The 2,154-nt window shown below is 61.8% G+C and carries 2 protein-coding genes; both read right to left on the bottom strand.

Annotated features, from left to right (window positions below; translation table 11 throughout):
- Positions 1 to 38 precede the first annotated feature (38 nt).
- A complete protein-coding gene (locus PKO02S_RS31900; protein ID WP_127589310.1) occupies positions 39 to 812 on the bottom strand; it encodes a hydroxypyruvate isomerase family protein in 774 nt (257 codons plus the stop codon).
- 111 nt (positions 813 to 923) lie between these two features.
- Positions 924 to 2,154: YhgE/Pip family protein (locus PKO02S_RS31895; protein ID WP_164821826.1), on the bottom strand; the 1,231-nt coding region annotated here is incomplete at its 5' end.

Below are 2,154 nucleotides of genomic sequence, written 5' to 3'. Positions count from 1 at the left end.
CCCACCACCTCTAAGCACGAAAATCCGAGTGAGAGCCGTCATTTCCAGAGCGACACCGTTTGGTCCATGAAGCTTCTCAAACTCGTCTCCGCGTCGGTCGACGGGAAGTACTCCAGCCCCATGTACCCTTGATAGCCGGTTTTGCGGATCGCCTTCAGCACGTTCGGGTAATGGATCTCCCCTGTTCCCGGCTCGTGCCGCCCCGGGTGGTCGGCCATGTGGAAGTACGCGATTTTGTCCATATTCGCCGTTATGGTCGGGATTAGATTGCCTTCGGAAATTTGCTGATGATAAATGTCGTACACAATCTTGACGTTCGGACTCCCGACCGCCTCGATGACCTCGAAGGCCTCATCCGATCGTTCCAGGAAATAGCCCCGATGATCGAACTTCGTATTCAACGGCTCTACAATAAGAGTTACCCCAGCCTCCTCCACGTGTGGAGCGGCTTCCTTCAGGCCTTCGATCAGACTTTGCCGCAGGATCTCACGTGGCACTCCCGGCATCGCATTTCCCGTCTGCGTGATCAAATACCGGCATTGGAACCGCTCCGCAACCTGCAGGCTTTCTTTCAACGCCTCTATACACACTGTCCGCTGTTCCGCGTCGACTAGTGATGTAGTTCGTGTACACATAGCCGCCAGCTTCAGCTCGTACCGCTCTTGCGCAGCTTGCAGCGCATCCATGTCGCGTCCCCACCAGCCCCATATTTCGAAAGCCTCATACCCGCAGCTCCGGATCACACCAAGCTTATCGTCTATGCTCCCTTGGAAGTTCTTGAACACGGCATCGATCGACGGCGAAAAAATCATTGGCTTCCTCTCCTCTCTAATGCTCCCTGCTATTCTGCTAAGATCGTACCACAAAAGGACGCCAGCCCAAACGAAAACTCCCCATGACCGTGTCATGAGGAGTTCGCTCGTTTAAGCTTGTGCAATCAGAGTCGGCTGCTGCCTTCTATGCTTGGTTATGAAATAAACCAGAGTAAGCAAAGCACTGCCTGCCAAAAATATAGCCAGTACCCCGGCCTGACTCCACATGACGCCGAAGTCGCCGCTCGAGATGACCGCCTTGTACCCGGCGACTGTATAGAACATCGGCAACCAAGCGCCTACATGCTGCAGCGTGTTCGGGATCAGCTCAGTCGGGAACGTCCCCGCCGACGTCGTCAACTGAAGGATCAGCACCACTACCGCGACGAAGCGGCCCGGATCGCCCATCGTCGTTACGAACAGTTGGATGAGCGCCATATATGTCCAACTGGACAGCAGGCTGAAGACGAAAAACAGCGCGACGCTCTGCACCTCGAGGCCAAGCCCCAGCAGCAGCACCAGATCGACGAGCACCGCCTGAATGGCGCCGACGAGCAGCATGATGCCGAGCTTGCCGAGGAAAAGCCGCCATCCCGATCGAGGCAGACCGGCCGGCTCCCGGACCGGGAATACGATCGTCAGCATCAGCGCCCCGACGAACAGGCCAAGCGAGACAAAGTACGGCGCAAAGCCGGTGCCATAGTTGGCGACAGGATTCAGCCGCTCTTCTTCCACGTCTACAGGACTCGCGACCATCTGGATCGTGTCATCGCCCGCGTGGATGCCCGACGTCTGCGCCGCCGCTTCCGCCAGCTGGCCGGACAGCGCCTTCGTGCCGTCGACTACCGTCGCGGAGCCTTCGCTCAGTCGGCCGGCGCCTTGCTCCAGCTGCTGCACGCCGTCGGTCAGTTGCCGGACACCGCCTGACAGGCGGTTCAGGCCCGCCTGCAGCTGCTCGCTGCCGCCCGCCAGCGACTGGGCGCCGCTCTGCATGGCGAGGCCGCCTTGCTGCGCCTCGGCCAGCTTCTGCGCGAACAGCTGCATGCCGCTGTTCAGTCGCTCGCCGCCGGCGGCGAGATCGGCTGCGCCGGCCGCGAGCTGCAGCTGGCCGGACGCCGCGGCGCCGACGCCGGAGGAGACCGCCTTCGCGCTGCCGAGCAGCTGCCGGAACGCAGCGTCATCCGCCAGCTCGGGATGCGCCGCAGCGTACTGCTCGAGCCCGGCGCTCAGCGCCTCGGCGCCGCTCTTCCCTTGCGCCGAGCCGGCCGCCGCCGCGTCGAGCCCCGCACGCAGCTGCGCCGCGCCGGTCGCAGCGCCCGAGGCGCCGGCCTGCAGCTCGGCG

The organism is Paenibacillus koleovorans NBRC 103111, assembly GCF_004000845.1.
GTDB classification, from domain to species: Bacteria; Bacillota; Bacilli; order Paenibacillales; family NBRC-103111; genus Paenibacillus_AA; species Paenibacillus_AA koleovorans.
This window is presented reverse-complemented; position numbering and strand designations above follow the sequence as displayed.